Here is a 21,634-nt window from a genome sequence, read left to right on the forward strand (position 1 = left end):
TGCACACCTGCACATCAAACCGAAGGTTCCTGCTGGCTTAAGCAATGGAAGCTACCCAGCCCCCAAATAATATCTGTCGAATCAATCCCCACAACTTCGCGGCCGGGAAAACATTGCTGGATGATCTGCAACGCTTTATCATCATTTGCTGAACGATAAGTAGGTACTACCACCGCCGAGTTAGCAATGTAAAAATTAGCGTACGATGCCGGCAAACGGGTGTCTTCGTAAATCACCTCGTCGGGCATCGGCAGCTCAACCACGTTAAGTTGTTTACCGTTAAGCAAGCGCATGGTTTTAAGTGCTTCAAGGTTTTCTTGCAGCAGATAGTAGTTATCGTCGTTTTTATTTTCTTCAACAACGGTAACAACAGTATCTTCATTTACAAAACGGGTAATATCGTCGATATGGCCATCGGTATCATCGCCAACAATACCATCTCCCAACCATAAAATTTGTTCGGCACCGTAATAGTTACGCAGGTAGCCTTCAATTTGCTCCTGGTTAAGGTGTGGGTTGCGGTTTTTGTTGAGAAGGCAGGCAGTGGTTGTTAAAATAGTGCCTTTGCCATTAAAATCGACAGAGCCGCCTTCCATGACAATCCCGGGATTAAATACCGGCAAGCCAAAGTGTTGCCCAATTTTAGTAGGGATTACATCATCCAGATCAAACGGCGGATATTTACCACCCCAGGCGTTATAGCCCCAGTCAACAATGGCTTTTTGTTTGGTATCCGGGTTTATCAAAAACGCCGGCCCGTGATCGCGGCACCAGGCATCGTTGGTAGCAAATTCAAATAACTCAATTTTGCTCATATCCACCCCCGCATTTTGCAGCTGGAAGGCTACCGAGGCTTTCATGTTTTCATCAACCACGTTAATGCGCACTAATTCGCCTTTGGTTAGTACTTTAATGAATTCAATGTACGCCGGATAGATCAAGTCTATTTTACCAGGCCATGAGGCTTCCTTGTGTGGCCAGCTCAACCAGGTGGCAGTATGTGGTGCCCACTCGGCTGGGAAATGAAAGCCAAGCGAAGCAGGAGTTTGTATAGTAGAAATTTTTTTATAGTCCATAGTCGATTGTCCATAGTCCATGGTAGGAATATGCTATAATGTTTTTCTTAACGACGTTATCATTTTACATAACGACTGATATTCGTTATATAATTTATCAAAGTCATCTTCCTTGATAATGTTTCTTCTTTTTGCGATAAATAAGCAAGCTACAACTTCTATTGCTGACCTTAACGAATAACCAAGGAAGGTGCTAAAAACAGCATTTGTTTGTCCCGTACATCCTTCCGCAAAATTAAGTACAACAGAATCTGCCGCTCTTTTTATTTGAGAAGTTAATATAAATAATTCTTCTTTTGGAAAGTTGTTTTTGGTTAGCGTATTAATCTCATCAGTTAACTCTAATGCCTTTTGCCAAACCTGAAGATTTTCGAATTTAAATGCCATTGCTTTTGCTATGGTCCATTGTCCATGGACTATCGACCAATTAATCCTCGTCCAGTAGACGCTTTGTTATCGGCTGGTAGCTGTCAATCCTTCTGTCCCTCAAAAAAGGCCAGTGGCTTCTATAGTAATCAGATTTATCCAGATCCAACTCCTGTACTACAACTTCTTCCTGGTCATGTGATGTTTGATGGATAATGGCGCCAAACGGATTGGCAAAAAATGATCCGCCCCAGAATTTTACGCCGGCTTCTTCGCCTACGCGGTTTATGCTTACAACGTGTATACCATTGGCAACAGCGTGCGAGCGCTGGATGGTTTGCCATGCGTTGTATTGTTCAGTATTTGTAGCCTCGTCCTGGGTGGTGGCCCAGCCAATGGCTGTTGGATAAAACAGGATATCGGCACCCATCAACGCAGTAATGCGTGCTGCTTCAGGGTACCACTGGTCCCAGCAGATCAATACACCTAAACGGCCGTATTTGGTATTGAAAACTTTATAGCCCAGGTCGCCGGGGGTAAAGTAAAATTTTTCGTAAAAACCCGGATCATCGGGAATATGCATTTTTCGATATTTGCCAAGGTAGCTACCGTCGGCATCCAATACGGCAGTTGTATTATGGTAGACGCCTTGTGCACGCTTCTCAAAAAGCGATGCAATGATTACTACGTTTAACTCAGCAGCAACTTTTGACAGTTCATCGGTTGATGGGCCGGGGATAGCTTCGGCCAGTTTAAAGTTGTCGTAATCTTCTACATCGCAAAAATAAAGCGAGGTAAATAGTTCCTGTAAGCAAACAATCTGCGCGCCTTTGGCAGCTGCTTCCCTTACTTTAACAATAGCCTTTTGCAGGTTCTGCTGCTTATCTGCAGTACAGCTCATTTGCACAATGCCAACTTTTACTTTGTTCATACCTATAAAAATTTGCGCAAAAATAACAATTGAAATCAGGATTGCGCCGATTTATGTTATTGATTACACTTATTTGAAACTGTTATTACGCTCAGGTTATAATTGATTACAGTGCCTTAACAAGCTAATGCAGGTTAGTTAATATTGGTTTTTAATTTTGTAAAATATTAGTGGCAGCATTTGTTAAATCACAATTCAAATTTAGCTAAATAAAAAAATACACATAGCTTTGCGGCACATGGCAGTAAACGAACAAGAAATACCCGCTCCCAAAACCTTTAAGCAGCAGCTATGGAACGCTGCCAAATTGGTGCTTAAAATTGCAGTTACATCGGGATTACTTTACTGGGTTTTTACCAAGGTAGATTTTAGCAAGGTAAAAGACAGGCTGCTGCATGCCAATTATTGGTGGATGCTGGTTGCCGTTATTTGTTACTTCTGCTCTATGCTGGCATCATCATGGCGTTTGCTTAGCTTTTTTAAATCGATAAAATTAAATTTAAATCCCTGGTATAATTTACGGTTATACTTCCTGGGCCTGTTTTATAACATGCTGTTACCCGGCGGTATCGGCGGCGATGGCTACAAAATATTTATATTAAACAAAGCCCATAAAGTTCCCGGAAAAAAGCTGTTTTGGGCCATAATGTTTGATAGGTTAAGCGGCCTTTGGGCAATAGGTTTAATAACTGTGGGGCTTATCTTTTTAATTCCGCAAATTGATATTCATATTGCCATCCCTGGTAGTATCTTCTTTGCTGCATCGGCTATTTATTATTTTGTAGCCTACAAGTTTTTTAGAGAATACACCACTTATTTTTTCCAGGCGCATTTAAAAGCGCTGATAGTACAGGGTATGCAGTTATTAGCCATTATTTGCGTAATGATTGGCCAGGACTTTACCGGCAAGTACTCGCCTTACCTGTTGTCGTTTTTGATATCGGCCCTGGCATCTATCCTGCCAATTACTGTTGGCGGCGCCGGTGCGCGTGAAGCCATATTTACCAAATTATCGGATATTTTCCCTATGGATAAAGGGCTTGCCGTATTTTTGCCATCCTCTTTTTACCTCATATCACTATTGGTAGCCTTGTTCGGGGTTTATTATGTGATCCGTCCGGCGCGTTTGGAAAAAGGATTAGACAAATCAATTTTTGAGGGCGAAACCGTTGATGAGAATAAATCCGCTGCCGAAAATTAAAGTTTGCGGGTAAACCTAATTAGCTAATTTTACGTTCTGTTTTAAACCAATTAAACGTAAATGAACTTTAATGATTTTAATAATCCGCAGGTTGCGGCATTGCCCGGTCATTTAAAACAATTTATAGTCGACCAACATTACGAGCATTACACGCCTATTGACCACGCGGTTTGGCGCTATGTAATGCGTCAAAATTATAGCTATCTTAAGGATGTAGCCTACTATCCTTACATACCCGGTTTAACCAAAGCCGGCCTTACCATCGAACGGATTCCCGATTTGCAGGAAATGAACGATGCTCTGGCTAAAATAGGCTGGGGAGCCGTTACCGTTGATGGTTTTATACCGCCTGCGGCCTTCATGGAATACCAGGCCTGCAGGGTGCTGGTTATTGCTGCCGATATCCGGCAATCGCGACATATTGAGTATACACCGGCACCCGATATTATACACGAATCGGCAGGGCATGCGCCAATTATTGCCGATAAGGATTACCACGAATATTTGAGCTATTTTGGGTCGATAGGGGCAAAGGCTATGTTTTCGGCACAGGATTTTGAACTTTATGAAGCCATAAGGACTTTATCGATATTAAAAGAAATGCCGGATGCAGACCCCGAGCAGATCAAAAAGGCCGAAGAGTTATTGGCCTACAGGCAGGAAAACATGGGCGAACCATCAGAAATGGCGCTGCTAAGCCGCCTGCATTGGTGGACGGTAGAATATGGCCTGATTGGTACACTCGAAAACCCGAAAATATACGGGGCCGGCCTGCTATCGTCAATAGGCGAGAGTGCCAGCTGTATGACGGCCGGCGTTAAAAAGCTTTGGTATACCATAGATGCCGTAAACTATAGTTATGATATTACCAAAACACAGCCGCAGCTTTTTGTAACGCCAACTTTCCAAAACCTGATAGATGTATTGGAGCAGTTTGCCAATACCATGGCGTTCCGCCGGGGCGGTGCTTATGGTTTAGGCAAGGCTGTCGAAAGTAAAAATACCTGCACCGTAGTTTATAGCTCTGGTCTGCAGGTTTCCGGCACCGTTACCGAATTTAAGTTGGATAGAGACGGCCAGCCCTGTTTTATTAAAATCACCGGGCCTGCTGCTTTGGCAGTAAATAATAAACAGCTAAAGGGGCATGGCAAAACCTATCATCGTAACGGCTTTAGCTCACCGGTTGGCAAGCTGAAAAACTTTGGCCCGATTGAAGATTTGGACGTTGCCGAATTGGAAAGTATCGGCATCAGCATAAACCAAAACGCGGTGCTGAATTTTGAAAGCGGTATTACTGTGAAAGGGAAAGTAAAAGGCATACTGGAAAATGAAGGCAAAACGAGCCTCATTACTTTTGCAGACTGTACGGTAACCGACCACAACGATACAATACTGTTCGACCCATCATGGGGTGTTTATGATATGGCTGTTGGCCAACATGTAACCTCGGTGTTTTGCGGCGCTGCCGATAAAGAAGCTTTTGAGGAGGCTGTTTATAAATCAAAAACGGCAACCCATCATGTGGAATATGATTTTAAAAGTAAAGAACTTCATAAGCTTTACAAACAGGTTCGGGATTGCCGCCAAAAACAAGGCGATTATGGTTTTTTAGGTAATGTTTGGCTCAAACTGCAAAAAGACCATCATGACGACTGGCTTTGTGCCCTGGAAATACTGGAACTTTTGGAGCATGAGGATATTGAGCCACTATTAGCATCCGACATCCGGAATTTTCTGCAACAAAAAGCAAAAGATCAGCCCGAGCTAAAAAAACTGATTGACGATGGTTTTTACCTGATAGCACATCCGGTTGAGCAAAAATTGGTATTTTAGGCCGGGTTTTATTGCTATCGGTGTTGATGCCGCAAAGTAATAAAGGATGGTTTGCGCCCGGTAATCAGTGCTGCAAATAACTCATTTTATATCAAACTATCGTTCCCCCTTCAGGGGGTTAGGGGGCTTAACTTATGAACATCATTATAACAGGCGCCAGCAGCGGCGTAGGATTTGAAGCTGTAATTGAATTGATACTATCCGGTAATCATAAAGTAATAGCCCTTGCGCGATCGCAGGATAAACTGGAGCGTTTGCTGGAAATAGCCAATGGCCTTAACCCCGATTGCCAGTTGTACGCGCTTACATTTGATATCGTACACGATGATTACGAAGGCCTGCTTCAGTTTATTAAAGCCAACTTTGATAACCGGGTTGATATTTTAATTAACAATGCCGGCGTACTCATCAATAAGCCGTTTATGGAATTGCAGGAAACCGACTTTGTAGAAATGCTGCAAAGTAATTTTATAGGACACGTGCGCATAATACAAGCTTTATTGCCCCTGGTACCAGGGGGCGGTCATATTGTAAATATTGGTAGCATGGGCGGCTACCAGGGCAGCGCTAAGTTTCCGGGCCTGGCGGCTTATTCGGCAAGTAAATCGGCATTACACACTTTAACCGAGTGCCTGGCCCAGGAACTGGCCGGCCAGGATATTAAAGTGAATTGCCTGGCATTAGGATCGGCACAAACCGAAATGCTGGAAAAGGCTTTTCCTGGTTATGAATCGCCTGTTTTGGCTTTTGAAATGGGGAAATATGTTGCCGATTTTGCGCTTACCGGTCATCGGTTTTTCAATGGTAAAGTTTTGCCTGTTGCGGTGAGTACGCCCTAAATTAATATTTGATTATTATAAATATTTTATAACTTAGATATAGTAAAATATGCCATAATCATCTGCTATGGATACAAGATTCATATCCTTTTTTACGCATTCAAAAGATATATTTTTTGTAATGGATATGAGCGGTGTAATATTGCACACTAACCCGGCTTTCCAACATTTATTTAATTATACTGAAGCCGAACTGGCTGGAATAAATATTGCCGACATATGCCACCCGGCCGATAAGGAACGCAAAGAAGAATCAGTTGCCAGGTTAGTTGCGGATAAAAAACTAATAGGATATCAAAGCCGTGTTAAAGCCAAGGAGGGTTGTTATTACAACGTTACCTGGTCTATCCTGCTTAACGACGACAACCTTATTTATTCAACAGGGAGCCCTGTTATCGGCATTGTTGACGCTGTAAGCGATGATATAGTGCAGCATACCATCCAAAGTCTTAACGAAGGTTTTATTGTACTTGATGCAGGGTGGAATGTTTTGGCTTTTAATCCGGCTTTTCTGGCAATGACCAATTTAGATGCAGGCCAGGTCGCGTTATCGAGGCTTACAGAGATCGAAAGCCTCGGTTTAACACCCAGGGTAACCGACGAATTTCAGCGGTCGCTGACCAGGAAACAATCATTACAGGTACAGTATTTAAATTCGTTTTCCAGCTCGTGGTTGCGTATGAATGTATATCCATACGATAATAAGTTGGCCGTTTTTATCCGGGACATTACCGAAATTATGATCCAGCAATGGGTTTTAACCCTGGAAAAGAAGGTGTTAGAGTTAAATACTGCATCAAGATACACCCTTGCGCAAACAACCAACGAATTATTAATGGGAATTGAAGGTATTTTTCCGGAAATGATATGCTCGGTTTTGGAGGTTGATGATGCGCAGGAAAAATTACATAATCTTGCTGCCCCGCAGCTACCTAAAGCTTATTGTGATGCAATTGAAAACCTATCGGTAGGCCCACATGTTGGTTCATGTGGTACAGCGGTGTTTCATAGGAGGCAGGTTATAGTAACCGATATTGAAAATGATTTTCTTTGGGCCGATTATGCCGGCCTGGCTAAACAGTTTGGATTAAAAGCATGTTGGTCTACCCCGGTTATCAGTTCAAAAGGATCAAAAGTTTTGGCGGTGTTTGGTATTTATTATAACTGTGTACGTGAACCCAATGATAGCGAACTTCAATTGATTGGGCGCACCGTAAATATTTTGCGGGTTTTGATAGAAAGCAAAAGAAACGAGGAAAATATACTGGATCAAAACAACCGGCTACACTCGATAGCTAATATAAGCTCGCATGAACTCAGGCGGCCGGTGGCTACCATCCTCGGTCTTGTCAATTTATTCGATCGGGATGATATGCTAAACCCTTTGAATAAAGAAATAGTTACCCACCTTGATACCACTGCTCGTGAACTGGACGAAGTGATTCACAATATTGTCGAAAAAACCGTTTATATGCGGGTTAATGATACAGAGATGTATGGCGAAGAAGTAAAAGGGGGAAGGTAAATTCGTTTGATAATTAAATCTCTATCGGAATAGTAAACCAAAAAGTACTTCCTTTCCCCGGTTCGCTTTCAACGCCTATCCGCCCTTCATGTTTTTTAATAATTTCGGCGCTGATATATAATCCTAAGCCTAATCCACCTGTTTGAAAGCCGGCTGTTTCAACCCGGTAATAGCGCTCAAAAATGCGCTTTGCTTCTTCCGGCCGGATACCAGGCCCTTTATCTGTTACGCTAACCCTGGCCATATCGTTTATTTTTTCAATCGATACAATAATATCTTTTGAGCGGGGGGCGTATTTTACCGCGTTGTTAATAAAGTTTACCAACACCTGGTCAATCTGGTGCTCGTCGGCAAATACCTCCAGTTCAAGATCACCTGTTACTATTATTTTATATTCTTCGGCCAGCCGTATTTCGCTGCTGCCGGCGCTTACTATTTTTGAAAGTACAAAGGCCGATTTGGTCAATTGCAGGCGGTCCTGGTTTATTCTGCTTAAGTTTAACAGATCTTCAACAAGGGCTGTTATTTTATGCATACTCCTGCTTGATTGGGCTATCAGCTTAGGCAGCATGGGCGAAGTAAGATTGTTAACCAACCGCTCCAATAATTGCAAAGATCCTTTCAGGCTGGTCATAGGGGTTTTAAGCTCATGACTGGCAATGCTAATAAAGTCGTCTTTTTGCTGTTGCAACTCCTTAAGCTGGTTTATTTCGGTTGCTGTGCCAATCCACATTTCTGTTTCGCCTTCTTCGTTTTTAACCGGTACCATCCTGGTTAAATGCCAGCGAAATTCCCCATCGGTACCTTTAATCCTGTTTTCGAAACCGCCACCATCACTTAAGCCCAATTGCATATCCCTGAATTTGTTAAGGGCTGCTTCCACATCGTCAGGATGCATCGCTTCTTTCCAGCCATATCCTTTACTGGCTTCAAAATCGAGGCCGGTATAGTCGTACCATCTTTTGTTAAAAAAAGTTGCTTCGGCTTTATTATTAACAGTCCATGCCATTTGCGATATGGTTTCAAACATGGTCCTAAAACGGGTTTCACTATCGGCCAAAGCCTTGGTACGCTTTAAAATACGGTCTTCCAATTCGGTATTAAGCAGCTGCAAGCTTTCGCGCGATTGTTCCAGCAGTTCATTTGATGTGTACAACTGTTCGTTTGTAACGGCAAGTTCTTCGTTGGTACAAGCCAATTCTTCATTTACAGCCCGTAGCTCTTCATTAAAGTTTTGCAATTCATTATTGGCGTTGGCAAGTTCTTCGGCCATCTCCAATTCTTTTTTCCTTGATTCTGCCAGGGCCAGTTTATTCAACTCCTGTTCCGTTACATTTTTGGCGATACTTAGCAGGTATGCTACCTTGCCTTCGCTATCAAAAATGGGTGTAATTTCGGTTTGCGCCCAACCCTGAACGGTAGTACCCCCTGGAACAGGAATTTCGAAATAAAGCAATGGGAGCTTAACGTGTTTTTTTTGTTCTACGGCTTCAATGAGCCCGTTTTTTAACAGGTTTAGTTGTTCTTCGCTGTTTGTGTCCCAGGGTTTAAAAACATCAAAGGTATCCTTACCAATCATCGCATCTGCGGGCATAGCGGTTGCATTTATCCGCGCCTCATTCATGGCTATTATAGTAAACCGGGGTATGTTTGGCTCAATAATAGTCAATGGAAAATTAATCTGATTAAATACAGTTTCAAACATGTGGGCTTGTCCGGCATCCATACGGGTAGATATAATTGGACTCAAATATACTATTCAAAACCCAAAGCCACTTATTAGCGTGGCCTATAATATAGGGAAATGTTATTTGAGATATTTAAAATACGAATAAGGCCATTTCTGTAAAAAGGTAACTTATTTTTGGCGCAAGACGTTAAGAAAACCAGCGCCTTTTCTTGAGCCTGTATGCGAAAGACATCAATAATACACACCTCTTACAATCGGCCGGAACGGGAAACAACCATAAGTTTTTTCCCAATCCGGCGTCATGTGGGTAAATGGATGTAATTGACTACAAGCCCCCTCATTTCTCATCGTCCTTGTTTACGGGTGCAACAAACCACCTACCCGAAACCTTTTTTACTTCCCTGGCTTTCTCTTCATCAATACTCGCATCAGGGGCTTTGGGATCTTCGGCCGCCTCGGGTTGGTTTCCGGTTTTTGCTCTTCAGCCTTTCGCGCCTACTTTTAAAAAGTCGTTTACCACAATTTCAGATACGTAGCGTTTAATGCCGTCTTTATCCACGTAATTGCGGTTAGCCAGTTTACCCTCAATAGCTACTTCATCGCCTTTTTTGAGTAAATCTTCGGCACGTTTGGCTGTGGCGTTCCAGAAGACCAGGTTGTGCCAGGTAGTATCGGTTATTTTTTCGCCTTTGTCATTTTTATAACTTTCGTTGGTGGCAAGGGATAACCGCACCATTTTTTTATCGCTGTCAAAAGTTTTTACTTCCGGGTCCATACCTAAGTTGCCTACAAGGCGTACACTGTTTCTTAATGTGTTCATCGTTTTATTTTTTAATGTTTGATATATGTTTTGATAACGATACAAAGGTGCAGCTACACCGAAAATTTAACCGGATAATAACCGTTTACAGTCGATAGTATCCATTTGTAAGCGTTTGCAAACGGATAAATAATTATCTATCTTTATCACATGAACCAGGAAAGAAACTGTTTGGATTGCGGCGAACCCCTGCACGGCCGGGCCGATAAAAAATTCTGTAACGACCTATGCCGAAACAATTACAACAACCAGCTTAATAGCAACAGCTATAACCTGGTGCGCAATATCAATAACATATTACGCCGTAACCGCCGCGTGCTGGAGGAGCTAAACCCCACCGGCAAAACCAAAACCACCCGCAAAAAAATGGCAGCTAAAGGTTTTGATTTTGATCATATTACCAGTGTCTATCAAACCAAAACAGGGTCGACTTATATGTTTTGCTATGAATATGGATATTTGTTATTGGATGGGGATGAGGTGTTGTTGGTGAAGAGGGAAGAGAGTTGATGTGCAGATATGCAGATTTCAGATGTGCAGATGATTTTGTCTGAATCAGAATTGACAGAATTTTATAATTATCAGAATATCGCTTTATTAATTCTGTTCATTCTCTAATTCTGAAAATTCTGATTCAGACAAACGCACGGTTCGGACAAAAATCATCAATTAAAAAAATCGGAAATCCCAATTCCGAATTCCCAAATCAAAACCGCCAATCAAAAATCTCAAATCTCATATCTCACATCTCATATCAAAATCCTATCTTTGCCCATGCAAGAAAAAATCCTCATTCTTGACTTTGGCTCGCAATTCACCCAACTTATAGCGCGCCGTGTCAGGGAGCTCAATATTTACTGTGAGATCCACCCCTTTAATCATTATCCCGAAATTGACAGCAGCGTAAAAGGTATTATCCTTTCCGGCAGCCCGTATTCTGTACGGCAGGAGGATGCACCCCGCTTTGATTTTGACCAGTTTCATAACACCCGCCCAATTTTAGGGGTTTGTTACGGGGCGCAGTACGTGGCGCATTTTCACGGTGGCGAGGTATTGGCATCGAGCACCCGCGAATACGGCCGTGCTAATTTAGATTACGTTAACCGCGAAAACCCGCTGTTTAAAAATATTCCCGAAAATTCGCAGGTGTGGATGTCGCATGCGGATACCATCGCGCGCATTGCCGATAATTTTGAAGTTATTGCCAGTACCGATACCGTGAAGGTTGCGGCTTACCAGGTTACAGGCACCCAAACTTACGGCATCCAGTTTCACCCCGAGGTTACCCACAGTATTGATGGCAAGCAGTTGCTGCAAAACTTTTTGGTTGATATTTGCGGCTGCCACCAGGACTGGACACCCGATTCGTTCATTGAAACTACCATTGCCGCTTTAAAAGAAAAACTGGGCGATGATAAAGTAGTTTTAGGCTTATCAGGTGGCGTTGATTCATCGGTTGCGGCGGTATTGCTGCACCATGCTATTGGTGCAAACCTGCATTGTATTTTTGTTGATAACGGCCTGCTACGTAAAGGCGAGTATGAGCAGGTGCTCGATTCGTACAAACACATGGGCTTAAATATAAAAGGCATTGATGCCAAACAACGCTTTTACGATGCGCTGGCCGGCTTAAATGACCCCGAGAAGAAACGTAAAGCCATTGGCCGTGTATTTATTGAAGTATTTGATGATGCAGCGCACGAGGTGCAGGACGTAAAATGGCTTGGCCAGGGTACCATTTACCCGGATGTTATCGAATCGGTTTCTGTTAAAGGGCCATCGGCTACTATTAAATCGCACCATAACGTTGGCGGACTGCCCGATTTTATGAAGCTGAAAGTAGTTGAACCTTTAAACACCCTGTTTAAAGACGAAGTTAGGCGTGTTGGCAAGGCATTAGGTATCGATCCTAATATTTTAGGCAGGCATCCTTTTCCTGGTCCGGGCCTGGCTATCAGGATATTGGGCGATGTTACACCAGAAAAAGTTGCCATATTACAGGAAGCCGATGCGATTTATATCAACAATTTACGGTCATACGGTGTTTACGATAAAGTTTGGCAGGCAGGCGCCATATTTTTACCGGTACAATCGGTAGGGGTAATGGGCGATGAGCGTACTTACGAGAATGTAATTTGCCTTCGTGCTGTTGAATCGTTGGATGGAATGACCGCCGATTGGTGCCATTTACCGTACGATTTGCTGGCCAAGATCAGCAACGAGATCATTAACAACGTAAAAGGAATTAACCGGGTAGTATATGATATCAGTTCGAAACCACCTGCTACAATTGAGTGGGAATAAATGGTTACTGTTTTTTATAACGGCGCTGGTACTGGCTGCATGTTCGCCAAAAGTGCGGCAGGTAGCGCCTGTTAAAAAACCAACTGACACCGAAGCCGAAAAGCCGAAGGTTGCCGAAAAGCCACCTGTAAAGCCTGTAAGTGCCAGGCCTTTAACCATTGCTATGGTATTGCCGCTGGGCTTAGATCACCTGAAACCCGGCGCCAGGTATACTTCGCCCGGCTTAACCAAGGCCAATATGAGCGTGGAATATTACCAGGGCTTTAAACTTGCCCTGGATTCGCTAACAGCCGGCGGCGCCAATTTTAAACTCCGGCTGTACGATTCAAAGGACGAGGCCGCGCAGGCGCATAGCCTCGGCTTTAATCCCCTCATCAAAAACAGCGACCTGATTGTGGGCCCGGTTTTTCCTGATGGCATGAAAGTTTTTGCTGCAGTGCTTAATACAAAGTCGCCGGTTGTTTCACCGCTTTCGCCTGCATCTCCGGGCACCATCAACAGCGATAATTTAATTACGGTAATGCCCCCCCTGGAGTACCATGGCTGGGGTGCTGCTCAGTACATTAATGATAAGCTAAAACCCAAAAAAATATTTATCCTGCGCTCGGGCTTTAGCCAGGAGCAGGATTATGTACGGGGCTTTAAAAATGCTACGGATAGTTTGAGCAATAAGAAGGTTAAGGTAATTATAGTCACCATTTCAAAGGGCCAGTTAGGTGGATTAATCCCTCAGCTATCTAAAAAGGAACAAAATATATTTGTAGTAGCCGCCACCGACCAGGCTTTTTTAACAGTTACATTAAAATCACTGGATACATTAAACAGGCATTATCCCGTAACCCTGTTTGGCCACCCCAGTTGGGAAAAGTTTAGTTTTTTGAAGATAGATATTTTGCAGCGGCTTAAAACCCATATTACGTCCGGCGATCAGGTTGATTATAAATCGGATGCCAATATGGAATTTGTTAGGGTTTATCACCGCGCGTACCATGTGGAACCTACCGACTTTGCCATTAAGGGCTTTGACGAGGGGATGTACTTTGGCCGCCAATTGATTGATAATAACTTTGCAACATTGGATAAAACCGACTATGTAGGCCTGCACAACCGGTTTCATTTTATTAAGAAAAATGGACTGGGATGGGTAAATACGCATGTAAATGTGTTAATGTATGCTAACTTTGAGCTTAAACAGGTAGAATGAAGGCTATAAACCAGCTTAAAACGTTTCAGCGCATAATAGGGGAGTACCCGGTTGATACGCCCTTAAGTAAATTTTTACCCGGTTTTTACAGGCAAAACAAACAAATGGGCTCAACCGACAGGCGGGTAGCCAGCCGTTTGGTATATAATTACTTTCGCCTGGGGCAGGCATTGCCCAACCTGGCAACTGACGAACGGCTGATAGTTGCCGAGTTTTTATGCAATACCCAAAGCAATTCGTTTTTACTGCATTTTAAGCCCGACTGGGCGGCTTGCATTAATTTTACTATTGATGATAAGCTTATGCTGATAAAGAGCGCCTACCCCGCGTTTAAGCTGGAAGATGTATTCCCCTGGACGTCGCAGATCTCGGTGGGAATTGATAAGGATGCATTCCTGAAATCATTTTTTTGCCAGCCCGATTTGTTTATCCGGGTACGCAACGGCTACGACCACCTGGTTAAAGCAGAACTGAATAAGGCTGGAGTTGTATTTAAAGATGAAGGCAACGGCTGCTACGCTTTGCCTAACGGAACCAGGCTCGAAACCATCTTTGCAAAACAAAACTGGTTCGAGGTGCAGGACCTTTCCTCGCAGCAAACCGGCGATTTTTTTAGGCCACAACGCTGGGACAACTGGTGGGACGCCTGCGCGGCATCGGGCGGTAAGTCGCTATTGTTGCACGAAGACGAACCCAATATTAAGCTGGTTGTATCCGATATCCGCGAATCGGTTTTAGCCAACCTGGATGAGCGCTTCCAATTAGCCGGTCTAACCAAATACCAAAAAAAAGTACTCGACCTTACTACCAATATCGATCAAACCCTGCACGATTACGAGTTTGACGGGATCATCCTCGACGCCCCCTGCAGCGGCTCGGGTACCTGGGGCCGCACCCCCGAAATGATAGCCCAGTTTATGCCGGCTAAAATCGAATTCTTTCAGCGCCTGCAAAAAGGCATCGCCCAAAACGTGGTGAAATACCTTAAGCCCGGCAAACCGCTTATTTACATTACCTGCTCGGCCTTTAAAGGCGAGAATGAAGATGTGGTTGATTACCTGGTTGAAGAGTTGGGCTTGAAGCTGGAAGAAAGTAAGGTGTTAAAGGGGTATGAACATAAGGCGGATACGATGTTTGTGGCAAGATTGAGCCCCCCGGCCCCCTGAAGGGGGAGTGAAAGTCACGAGGTTTGATCTGCTTCAACTCAACCGTCACGAGGTTTAAACTCGTGACAAAGGCGGGTTTCAGCTTAGCTGAACTGCGTAAGCTTACCCCGGTTTACCCACGAGTTGCGCTTCGCTAACCTCGCGGGAGTTGAGCAATTTGACTATTTGGGTTTAAATAAAAACGCAGCTGCAATACCTGTACCTATTAATCCAATGGGTAAATAAACCTGTCCTGGTATCAAAATGGCAGATATAATAGCAAGCAAAATTCCAATTCCTATTTTTATCAGGGCGATGTTAAAGAAAGGCTTGTTCTCTTTAGTTACTTCGACTATTTGTTGAACTGTCAGATTTTTGATCACCTGTTTAATCATTTCCTCAGGTATGCCTTCTTTATCCATCCGCGCTCCGATTACTTCATAATCATACCCTTGTTGCAGTAATCTTGATGCCAAAAGATAGGCCCTCTTTTTTAGTTCTTCGCTCATGATAAACTTTCAATGTGATTTTTGATGTGTTTTAGGGCTGTCGCTTTTCTCTTAACTTCTTCTTCAAAATCATCAACTATTTGAAAATCATTAATCAACCACATAAAATCCTCTTCGCCTAAGTAGCCGGTTAAAGCAATGTTAATAGCTTCCTGTTGAATTTCCCTGTTGCCGTCAAGTTGGGTTATCTTAATATCGATAGCAAAGGTTCCATCATCAAACTGGTATAAAATATATTGCCATGCGCTGGTATCAACTGTTATTTTAATACCTCGTTCGTTTTCCAATTGCACGATACCTTTCCAATCTTTAACCGGTTTGGATGGCAAAAAATGCCAGCCTTTGCAATTTGGAGCTAAGGCAATCACTTGTTGGGTATATTCCAGCAGATCGATGTTTAGGTTGGGTGAAATAGCCAAAAACTGTAGTTCATCTGTCCATGGGCCGATCTCCCAGCTAACAGCACCAAGACGGTTCACCCGATCATCCAACTGGTAAATAAGCGTTTGATTATTGGCGTGATCTAAAAGTGCATCGGATATGGTTTTAAACCAATCCCAAAACTTGTTGATTTTGTTAGCGTCAAATGCCATTTATGAATAAGATAAAGTTTAAGCTAATAGAAAAACTCCCCTTCAGGGGGCCGGGGGGCTTCGCCTAAAGGTGCGTATTGGCCCTAAACAACTTTATCGCTATCGCCAGCAAAATTATCCCAAACGATTTACGCAGTATACTCAACCCAACCGGGCCTAAAAGTTTTTCTATCCATTTCACATTTTTAAGCACAAGGTAAACTACAATGGTGTTTAGCACAATGCCTACAATAATGTTTTGGGTTTGATATTGAGATTTTAAAGATAATAGTGTAGTCATGGTTCCCGCACCCGCTATCAGCGGGAAAGCTATGGGCACTATCGATGCAGAAAGCGGTACCTCTTCCTTAAAAAAGTCGACACCCAATACCATTTCCATGGCGATGATAAAGATCACGAGCGAGCCGGCTATTGCGAAGGAAGAGATATCCAGGCCAATAATGGCCAGCAGTTCATCGCCCACAAATAAAAATACTACCATTAATATCAGTACCGCTATGCTTGCTTTTTCCGATTCGATGTGCCCTACACGCTGGCGTACCTGTATAATTACAGGTATGGCGCCAAGGATGTCAATAATGGCAAACAGGATCATCGTAACAGACAATATTTCCCTGAAAATTAATGGGTGCATGGCTTTAGGGTTTTGTGTTTTTTTAACTTTAACCGGAAACTGAGCAAAGTTGCAATTAAAGCTCCGGTATAAAAAGAACTTAACAAAAAAGGTCCTGAATTTTCAGAACCTTTTTTGTTTGTATTGATATTGTTTATCAGTTACTCAATAAATTTGGGGTTGATAGGGTCAACGGCGGCTTCAACCTTGCCATGCCTTACATGCGAACGTTTGACGCTGTAACCAAAATATACAACAAAGCCTATCAGTAACCAAACAATAAGCCTTGCCCAGTTTTCCCAGCCTTCACTGGCTATCATACATAAGCAAATGATTGCGCCCAGCGGACAAACCACCATATACCATGGCGTTTTAAACGGACGAACAATATTTGGATCGGTTCTTCTTAAAATGAATATACCCAAGCATACCAGCACAAACGCAAACAAGGTACCAATGCTCACCATATCTCCAACATATTTATCCGGAATAAAACCGGCAAATAACGATACGAAAATAAAGAACAACCATTGCGATTTGTAAGGGGTACGGTATTTGGGATGTAATTTTGAAAACACTTTAGGGATTAAACCATCGGTGCTCATGGTATAAAATACACGGGTTTGGCCCATCAGCATCACCAGGATAACTGAAGAGAAACCTGCAAGGATAGATACCGTTACAAATGACGCCAACCATCCATAGCCAGGCATGGCAGTTTTAATGGCATAGCTCACCGATGCTTCTTTACCCTGGATCAGGAAATCTTTATATGATACCAAACCGGTTAATACATGTGAGAACAGGATATATAGAGCTGTACAGATAACCAGTGATATCAGGATCCCTTTTGGCATATCGCGTTGTGGGTTTTTAGCTTCCTGCGCCGCGGTTGATACGGCATCAAAACCAATAAAGGCAAAAAATACTACACTCGCCCCGCGTAATACACCCAGCCAGCCGTGGTTAAAAGTATCGGCATAATCAACAATACCCGCGCTAACTTTAATTTTACCGGCATCGGCAGGAATAGTATAAGGGGTATGGAAAGCCGGATTAATAAAATGCCAGCCTAAGCCGATGATCATTAATACAATAGCTACTTTAATTACAACAATGATGTTATTTACAATTGCCGACTCGGCCGTACCGCGAATTAACAGCAAGGTAAGCAGGAAAAGGATGAGGATAGCGGGCAGATTTACGATACCTCTTGTGCCTAATTCGCCAACGTACATGCCGGCGGTAGTATTTGAGGTTTCCATAAACGAGTGCGACCAGGCGTAGGGAATATGTACATTAAAAAATGTATGCAAAAACTCGTTAAAATACTGCGACCAGCCTATCGAAACAGTAGCAGCGCCCAAAGCATATTCGAGCACCAAATCCCAGCCGATGATCCAGGCGATGAACTCGCCCATGGTGGCGTAAGAGTAGGTGTAGGCTGATCCTGCGATGGGGATCATACTGGCAAATTCTGCGTAACATAAGCCGGCCAATGCGCAACCCGCTGCCGCTATCAGAAATGAAATGGTAACAGCCGGACCGGCATGTTCGCCTGCTGCCGCTGCCGTTCGTACAAAGATACCGGCACCTATAATTGCGCCAATACCCAGTGCTATAAGCGATCCAACGCCTAAAGTTCTTTTAAGCGTTTTCTCCGTTTCTGCCGAAGCAGCCATCAATTGCGCAATAGGTTTTTTAATAAATAACTTCATGTTTAATTAGTAAGATCAGTCGTAAAAAAATTAAAAATTCACATTTCCCCAAACGTACTTAAATTTATTGAAAAGTTAAAGGGCAGAATGTAACAATGGGTGCGAATTAATATCCCAAATTATAGTTTGAAAATGAAGCGTTTACAGTTGGGTTCAAACCATGATTAATACTTTGTTGTTACAATATCGCCGGGTAACACGCGCCACATCAGGCCCTGGTATAGCGATTACTCAAAGTTATGCAGCTTTTTTAATGCTATTAAGCTGTAGGCCGTTGTATAGGTAACCTTCATCGTGTCTGCCTGTATCACATTATTATCAAAAATGTATTGTTTTTCTTCCGACAGCACCGTATCCCCTTTTACTTTACAATCAATATAACCCGTTTGGTCATCATAGGTGCCCAATTTAAGGCTGAAGTTTGCCGAATCGGTAAGGTAGGCGGTAGTGGATGTTTCAAACAAACCCGTGCGGTAAATCTGGATGTACAGGTTGCTGTCTTTAGCTATGGTGTATTTGAACCTGTTTGGGCTTTTGCCGTTTTTGCAGGAGGCGAGGGCAAGGGCCAGTATAAAAGCTAAATACCGATGATTCATTGTTTGAGCGCAAAATAATTTGGAGAGACATCGGTTAATAATTTGAACGAAATCAAAAAAGCGATAATGAACAGGACAGATTTCATGATGCCCAATTTAACTAAAATAGGTTAATAAGATAAAACGCAACTAAAGATTGACTTTCATTCTGTTTATTCTCAAATTCTGCCAATTCTGATTCAGATAAGTGTTAGGGATAGCAGCGGATACCGGCCAGCGTGGTTAAGGCCTGTGCAGTATGAGCGGATAGCCCGGCCGCAGGCAACACCCAATTACGTATAAGTGGTGTTTACCCAAACTCAGGGGCCTTTTGAAAAGATACCCTGAGCGAAGATCATATGGATGGAAATACTTTTTCATTTAGAGGACGGTACAGAAACACCCTAACCTATCGAGAATGCTTATCTCGCGGTAAACTTACTAATGTCGGTAATTATCACTATAGCAAACCCTATCAGTATAACCAGAAAAAACAGGTGCCCTGCAAAATAATACATTCTAAACCTGTTAAAGGGTTCTTTATGTGTGTAACTTTTAATTATATAAAAAAGCCCCATTGGAACAAGTACATAAACTGCTAATACCGGGAGCAGAATGGCAAATGCGCCAATGATTGGATTGATGCCGTTAAATAAGGATGAATATAAAGCAATCCATACGCACGTATAAAATGCCAGCCTATAAAAAAGTCTGGATTTTTTATAGTATTTATAAGCACTGTTACCGGCTTCCATTTAGCTCAAAACTTTTGAATTTAATCTCTACTGACCAGCCTTTAAAGACAATAACGAGCTAAATATCCACCCGATGGTTTTAATGCTTCTTGATTTACCATCTACCTTTTGTAATACCTCGGCCTGGCTGTTTACCAGGTATACTTTACTCCATTGCCCGTTTGTTTCTATCAAGCCCACCTCATAACCTTTTGTTAATTTTTTAAGGACAGGGGCATTAGTAGAAAATGAGTTTCTGAAATTGGTGCCATCGGTATTTACCACATAAATTCTGCCTGTATTGTTCGAATGGCCATACACATTTGTTTTAAATGTATCCCATGGAAATGCTGGTCCGGGATCTGGTTTGCGCGCCGGGGAGATATCGTCATGGCCAACGGCTGCAATCAAATGATAGGTATCAAACAATACTTTGCAAAGCTTGTACAGGGCTTGTAACTGGGCATCCGGAAACGTGCGCCAGTAATGGTTGTTTTTGCCCGTCCAAAATTTATGCTTATGATCAATTTTCATAAACTTATCGCCGTCGGTAGCCGGGTAAATTTTTACACCGTCGTCTGTTACGCGTTTAAAAGTATTATCTGCCAGCTTTTCTGCAAAGCCCGGGTTTACAATTTCGATACCTATGGCATGATAGTTAAAACTATCTACCCCATCCCAGGTGCTGGTACCCGCATGATTTGCCCTGTGATTAAAAGGCACCAGTTGCGTAATGGTGCCATCGGTGTTTAAAACGATATGCGCGGCAATCCTGTCGGGGTTCGAGTGGGTATCAATAAACCAATTTATTGCCGATTGTGCGGTATCGGTGGCGGTATAATGAATTACCAGGTAATCGGGATCAATAGGGTCCCTGGCATTCCCGGATTTAGAAATTTTTATTTTTTCGGCATTCGAGTCGGCTTCTAACCAGTGATTTGTAATTTTCATATAGATGCAGGTAAGGTTTAACTAATTGATTGTGTTTGGGTTATTAAAGGTAGATAGAAATAATAAAATAAAACCACTTTTCAGATCTTTTTTATAATTGATGATGTTGAAGGGGATATAGGCGGGTATTCGCCATATTTATAAAATAATTTTGCCCCGCTTATTATTAAATAAACAGATACTATTATGGGCGTAAAATTTATGGAATCGCGGTATATGATTGCAACTGTAAGCAGTATTGCCGAGATTTATCCAAATAAAATTCAGTTGTTTTACAGCTAAACACAGCGATGCCCAACAAAGCGTTCAAAATTTATTATTTAAGCGAAACAGCGGTTACCGTTGAGTTTGGGCAGCAAATTGCCGAAGAATTGCTAAACGCGGTCAACAGCTTAAACCTGTTGCTTCACCAACAGCCATTTCCGGGTTTTAATACAACGGTGCCGGCCTATTCTACTTTAACTGTTTTTTATGATCCTGTTATAGTGATCAAATCTGATTTACCGGGCGCAGGCTGCTTTGCCAAGGTATCGGGCTACCTGGATGATTTAAAATTTCAAAAGAAAACGGCCAAGCCGGCCGGGGGGGATATTATCACGATCCCGGTATGTTATGGTGGCAGTTTTGGTCCTGATTTGGAAGAGGTTGCCGATTCACACCATATCAGCATAGCCGAGGTAATTAAATTGCACAACGCGGCCACTTATAAAGTTTACATGATAGGTTTTGTTCCCGGCTTTGCTTATTTAGGCGGTATGGATGAACGATTGGCAACACCCCGTAAAGCAGCGCCGCGAAAATTGGTACCGGCAGGGGCAGTGGGTATAGCCGGGCAGCAAACGGGCGTATACCCATTGGATACACCGGGCGGCTGGCAAATTATTGGGCAAACACCCCTCAAAATGTTCGATCGTGATCGCAGGCAGCCATCGCTGCTAAAGGCTGGTGATATGGTTGTTTTTAAAGCTATTGATATACAAGAGTTTAATGAATTATTGGCCGGGTAA

20 protein-coding genes and 1 pseudogene are annotated in these 21,634 nt (G+C 42.8%); 9 read left to right on the plus strand and 12 right to left on the minus strand.

Annotated elements, in window-relative coordinates:
- Nucleotides 1-14 precede the first annotated feature (14 nt).
- The 3 genes from BMX56_RS10260 to BMX56_RS10270 are packed head-to-tail and all read right to left on the minus strand — an operon-like array spanning nucleotide 15 to nucleotide 2,373.
- Nucleotides 15-1,076, minus strand: coding sequence for an agmatine deiminase family protein (locus BMX56_RS10260; RefSeq protein WP_255369816.1), 1,062 nt, complete (start codon nucleotides 1,074-1,076; stop codon nucleotides 15-17).
- Nucleotides 1,077-1,109: 33 nt separating this feature from the next.
- Complete coding sequence (locus BMX56_RS10265; RefSeq protein ID WP_090645583.1) at nucleotides 1,110-1,463, minus strand: four helix bundle protein; 354 nt, start codon at nucleotides 1,461-1,463, stop codon at nucleotides 1,110-1,112.
- A 40-nt stretch (nucleotides 1,464-1,503) separates the two neighbouring features.
- On the minus strand, nucleotides 1,504-2,373 hold the full coding sequence (locus BMX56_RS10270) for a carbon-nitrogen hydrolase (RefSeq protein ID WP_090645586.1): 870 nt from the start codon (nucleotides 2,371-2,373) through the stop codon (nucleotides 1,504-1,506).
- A 238-nt stretch (nucleotides 2,374-2,611) separates the two neighbouring features.
- Between BMX56_RS10270 and BMX56_RS10275 the strand changes: the two genes are divergently transcribed.
- From BMX56_RS10275 to BMX56_RS10290, 4 genes are all read left to right on the plus strand, one after another.
- Nucleotides 2,612-3,574, plus strand: a complete 963-nt coding sequence (locus BMX56_RS10275) for a lysylphosphatidylglycerol synthase transmembrane domain-containing protein (RefSeq protein ID WP_090645589.1) — start codon at nucleotides 2,612-2,614, stop codon at nucleotides 3,572-3,574.
- A 60-nt stretch (nucleotides 3,575-3,634) separates the two neighbouring features.
- Complete coding sequence (locus tag BMX56_RS10280) at nucleotides 3,635-5,407, plus strand: aromatic amino acid hydroxylase (RefSeq protein WP_090645597.1); 1,773 nt, start codon at nucleotides 3,635-3,637, stop codon at nucleotides 5,405-5,407.
- Between the two features lie 134 nt (nucleotides 5,408-5,541).
- Entirely contained in the window at nucleotides 5,542-6,246 is a 705-nt protein-coding gene (locus BMX56_RS10285) for an SDR family NAD(P)-dependent oxidoreductase (protein WP_090645602.1), read from the plus strand.
- 67 nt (nucleotides 6,247-6,313) lie between these two features.
- Nucleotides 6,314-7,771, plus strand: coding sequence for a PAS domain S-box protein (locus tag BMX56_RS10290; protein WP_090645607.1), 1,458 nt, complete (start codon nucleotides 6,314-6,316; stop codon nucleotides 7,769-7,771).
- Nucleotides 7,772-7,784: 13 nt separating this feature from the next.
- Here BMX56_RS10290 and BMX56_RS30665 read toward each other — a convergent pair whose 3' ends face one another.
- From BMX56_RS30665 to BMX56_RS10300, 3 genes and pseudogenes are all read right to left on the minus strand, one after another.
- Nucleotides 7,785-8,405 carry a sensor histidine kinase gene (locus BMX56_RS30665; protein ID WP_369829635.1) on the minus strand — a complete coding sequence of 207 codons (621 nt, stop codon included), beginning with the start codon at nucleotides 8,403-8,405 and terminating at the stop codon, nucleotides 7,785-7,787.
- A 57-nt stretch (nucleotides 8,406-8,462) separates the two neighbouring features.
- Nucleotides 8,463-9,497: pseudogene (locus BMX56_RS30670) on the minus strand (PAS domain S-box protein); the annotation flags it as partial.
- A gap of 445 nt (nucleotides 9,498-9,942) precedes the next feature.
- Entirely contained in the window at nucleotides 9,943-10,281 is a 339-nt protein-coding gene (locus tag BMX56_RS10300) for a single-stranded DNA-binding protein (RefSeq protein WP_090645614.1), read from the minus strand.
- Between the two features lie 150 nt (nucleotides 10,282-10,431).
- Between BMX56_RS10300 and BMX56_RS10305 the strand changes: the two genes are divergently transcribed.
- The 4 genes from BMX56_RS10305 (at nucleotide 10,432) to BMX56_RS10320 (ending at nucleotide 14,955) form a co-directional block, all read left to right on the plus strand.
- Nucleotides 10,432-10,791 (plus strand): hypothetical protein, encoded by a 360-nt coding sequence (locus BMX56_RS10305; RefSeq protein WP_090645618.1) that lies wholly within the window; start codon nucleotides 10,432-10,434, stop codon nucleotides 10,789-10,791.
- Nucleotides 10,792-11,055: 264 nt separating this feature from the next.
- A complete protein-coding gene (gene guaA, locus BMX56_RS10310) occupies nucleotides 11,056-12,585 on the plus strand; it encodes a glutamine-hydrolyzing GMP synthase (RefSeq protein ID WP_090645621.1) in 1,530 nt (509 codons plus the stop codon).
- Complete coding sequence (locus tag BMX56_RS10315; protein ID WP_090645626.1) at nucleotides 12,542-13,789, plus strand: ABC transporter substrate-binding protein; 1,248 nt, start codon at nucleotides 12,542-12,544, stop codon at nucleotides 13,787-13,789. Before guaA ends, BMX56_RS10315 begins: the two co-directional genes overlap by 44 nt.
- Nucleotides 13,786-14,955 carry an RsmB/NOP family class I SAM-dependent RNA methyltransferase gene (locus BMX56_RS10320; RefSeq protein WP_090645630.1) on the plus strand — a complete coding sequence of 390 codons (1,170 nt, stop codon included), beginning with the start codon at nucleotides 13,786-13,788 and terminating at the stop codon, nucleotides 14,953-14,955. Before BMX56_RS10315 ends, BMX56_RS10320 begins: the two co-directional genes overlap by 4 nt.
- Before the next feature lie 161 nt (nucleotides 14,956-15,116).
- On the opposite strand, the gene BMX56_RS10325 is transcribed toward BMX56_RS10320, so the two are convergent.
- The 6 genes from BMX56_RS10325 to BMX56_RS10355 all read right to left on the minus strand — a co-directional run bounded on the left by BMX56_RS10325 (nucleotide 15,117) and on the right by BMX56_RS10355 (nucleotide 20,627).
- Complete coding sequence (locus BMX56_RS10325) at nucleotides 15,117-15,443, minus strand: hypothetical protein (protein ID WP_090645633.1); 327 nt, start codon at nucleotides 15,441-15,443, stop codon at nucleotides 15,117-15,119.
- Nucleotides 15,440-16,036 (minus strand): hypothetical protein, encoded by a 597-nt coding sequence (locus tag BMX56_RS10330; protein WP_090645637.1) that lies wholly within the window; start codon nucleotides 16,034-16,036, stop codon nucleotides 15,440-15,442. The genes BMX56_RS10325 and BMX56_RS10330 overlap by 4 nt, the downstream gene beginning before the upstream one ends.
- A gap of 64 nt (nucleotides 16,037-16,100) precedes the next feature.
- Nucleotides 16,101-16,670, minus strand: coding sequence for a MarC family protein (locus tag BMX56_RS10335; RefSeq protein ID WP_090645642.1), 570 nt, complete (start codon nucleotides 16,668-16,670; stop codon nucleotides 16,101-16,103).
- 140 nt (nucleotides 16,671-16,810) lie between these two features.
- Nucleotides 16,811-18,367 carry an amino acid permease gene (locus tag BMX56_RS10340; RefSeq protein WP_090645647.1) on the minus strand — a complete coding sequence of 519 codons (1,557 nt, stop codon included), beginning with the start codon at nucleotides 18,365-18,367 and terminating at the stop codon, nucleotides 16,811-16,813.
- A gap of 227 nt (nucleotides 18,368-18,594) precedes the next feature.
- Complete coding sequence (locus tag BMX56_RS10345; protein ID WP_090645652.1) at nucleotides 18,595-18,963, minus strand: hypothetical protein; 369 nt, start codon at nucleotides 18,961-18,963, stop codon at nucleotides 18,595-18,597.
- Nucleotides 18,964-19,724: 761 nt separating this feature from the next.
- On the minus strand, nucleotides 19,725-20,627 hold the full coding sequence (locus BMX56_RS10355) for an N-acetylmuramoyl-L-alanine amidase (protein ID WP_090645660.1): 903 nt from the start codon (nucleotides 20,625-20,627) through the stop codon (nucleotides 19,725-19,727).
- Between the two features lie 290 nt (nucleotides 20,628-20,917).
- Between BMX56_RS10355 and pxpB the strand changes: the two genes are divergently transcribed.
- Nucleotides 20,918-21,634 carry a 5-oxoprolinase subunit PxpB gene (gene pxpB, locus BMX56_RS10360; protein WP_090645664.1) on the plus strand — a complete coding sequence of 239 codons (717 nt, stop codon included), beginning with the start codon at nucleotides 20,918-20,920 and terminating at the stop codon, nucleotides 21,632-21,634.

It is taken from the genome of Mucilaginibacter sp. OK283, assembly GCF_900110415.1.
In the GTDB taxonomy this organism is placed as follows: Bacteria; Bacteroidota; Bacteroidia; order Sphingobacteriales; family Sphingobacteriaceae; genus Mucilaginibacter.

Excerpts from the sequence above, each read along its gene's own strand:
- BMX56_RS10260 (WP_255369816.1), bottom strand. The coding sequence starts at position 1,076 with ATGGACTATAAAAAAATTTCTACTATACAAACTCCTGCTTCGCTTGGC.
- BMX56_RS10265 (WP_090645583.1), bottom strand. The coding sequence starts at position 1,463 with ATGGCATTTAAATTCGAAAATCTTCAGGTTTGGCAAAAGGCATTAGAG.
- BMX56_RS10270 (WP_090645586.1), bottom strand. The coding sequence starts at position 2,373 with ATGAACAAAGTAAAAGTTGGCATTGTGCAAATGAGCTGTACTGCAGAT.
- BMX56_RS10275 (WP_090645589.1), top strand. The coding sequence starts at position 2,612 with ATGGCAGTAAACGAACAAGAAATACCCGCTCCCAAAACCTTTAAGCAG.
- BMX56_RS10280 (WP_090645597.1), top strand. The coding sequence starts at position 3,635 with ATGAACTTTAATGATTTTAATAATCCGCAGGTTGCGGCATTGCCCGGT.
- BMX56_RS10285 (WP_090645602.1), top strand. The coding sequence starts at position 5,542 with ATGAACATCATTATAACAGGCGCCAGCAGCGGCGTAGGATTTGAAGCT.
- BMX56_RS10290 (WP_090645607.1), top strand. The coding sequence starts at position 6,314 with ATGGATACAAGATTCATATCCTTTTTTACGCATTCAAAAGATATATTT.
- BMX56_RS30665 (WP_369829635.1), bottom strand. The coding sequence starts at position 8,405 with ATGACCAGCCTGAAAGGATCTTTGCAATTATTGGAGCGGTTGGTTAAC.
- BMX56_RS10300 (WP_090645614.1), bottom strand. The coding sequence starts at position 10,281 with ATGAACACATTAAGAAACAGTGTACGCCTTGTAGGCAACTTAGGTATG.
- BMX56_RS10305 (WP_090645618.1), top strand. The coding sequence starts at position 10,432 with ATGAACCAGGAAAGAAACTGTTTGGATTGCGGCGAACCCCTGCACGGC.
- guaA (WP_090645621.1), top strand. The coding sequence starts at position 11,056 with ATGCAAGAAAAAATCCTCATTCTTGACTTTGGCTCGCAATTCACCCAA.
- BMX56_RS10315 (WP_090645626.1), top strand. The coding sequence starts at position 12,542 with ATGATATCAGTTCGAAACCACCTGCTACAATTGAGTGGGAATAAATGG.
- BMX56_RS10320 (WP_090645630.1), top strand. The coding sequence starts at position 13,786 with ATGAAGGCTATAAACCAGCTTAAAACGTTTCAGCGCATAATAGGGGAG.
- BMX56_RS10325 (WP_090645633.1), bottom strand. The coding sequence starts at position 15,443 with ATGAGCGAAGAACTAAAAAAGAGGGCCTATCTTTTGGCATCAAGATTA.
- BMX56_RS10330 (WP_090645637.1), bottom strand. The coding sequence starts at position 16,036 with ATGGCATTTGACGCTAACAAAATCAACAAGTTTTGGGATTGGTTTAAA.
- BMX56_RS10335 (WP_090645642.1), bottom strand. The coding sequence starts at position 16,670 with ATGCACCCATTAATTTTCAGGGAAATATTGTCTGTTACGATGATCCTG.
- BMX56_RS10340 (WP_090645647.1), bottom strand. The coding sequence starts at position 18,367 with ATGAAGTTATTTATTAAAAAACCTATTGCGCAATTGATGGCTGCTTCG.
- BMX56_RS10345 (WP_090645652.1), bottom strand. The coding sequence starts at position 18,963 with ATGAATCATCGGTATTTAGCTTTTATACTGGCCCTTGCCCTCGCCTCC.
- BMX56_RS10355 (WP_090645660.1), bottom strand. The coding sequence starts at position 20,627 with ATGAAAATTACAAATCACTGGTTAGAAGCCGACTCGAATGCCGAAAAA.
- pxpB (WP_090645664.1), top strand. The coding sequence starts at position 20,918 with ATGCCCAACAAAGCGTTCAAAATTTATTATTTAAGCGAAACAGCGGTT.